The organism is Vibrio sp. 2132-1, from assembly GCF_033344315.1.
Genome location: NZ_JAWPON010000367.1, coordinates 1 through 684 on the forward strand (window position 1 = coordinate 1; position 684 = coordinate 684).

Here is a 684-nt window from a genome sequence, read left to right on the forward strand (position 1 = left end):
GCGCGCCAGAGTAGCTGTACGCATCTGGGTCGTCTTGAGAGTAGTGTTCGAGTTTACGGATATCCACTTTACCGACGAGTGATGAAATATCTTGATTGTTCTCATCACCAGGTTCGGTTTTCGCAATACCGATTTGGTCAAGGATAGATGGACGAACTTTCATCACTTTAAACTTAGTGATGTCGCCACCAAATTCGTGAAGGCGTTTTGCTGCCCAAGGCGACATGATTGAGCGAAGATAGCGCTGCTCAATACCGTAGTCCGTTTTCAGAATCTCGCCATCTTCGGTCGCTTTGAATAAACAGAATGGGTGGTCGTTCACTGGGCTGCGTTCGCCATTAGCGCTCAATACGTAAATAGGCATCGCTTCCATAAGCGATTTTAATTTTTCAGCAAGTGAGGACTTACCGCCACCAACAGGGCCCAATAGATAGAGGATCTGTTTGCGTTCTTCTAATCCTTGTGCCGCATGTTTTAGGTAAGAAACAATTTGTTCAATCGCATCTTCCATACCATAGAAGTCTTTGAATGTTTCGTAGCGAGAGATAACGCGGTTGGAGAAGATGCGGCTCAAACGTGGGTCTTTAGCTGTATCTATTATCTCTGGCTCGCCGATTGCCATCAGTAGGCGTTCTGCTGCATTAGCATAAGCACTTTTGTCATCCTTACACAGGGCTAGAAACT

Annotated in this window: 1 pseudogene; it reads right to left on the bottom strand. The window is 45.9% G+C overall.

Going from position 1 to position 684, the window contains the following annotated elements:
- Positions 1-684: pseudogene (locus tag R8N47_RS25455) on the bottom strand (PrkA family serine protein kinase); the annotation flags it as partial.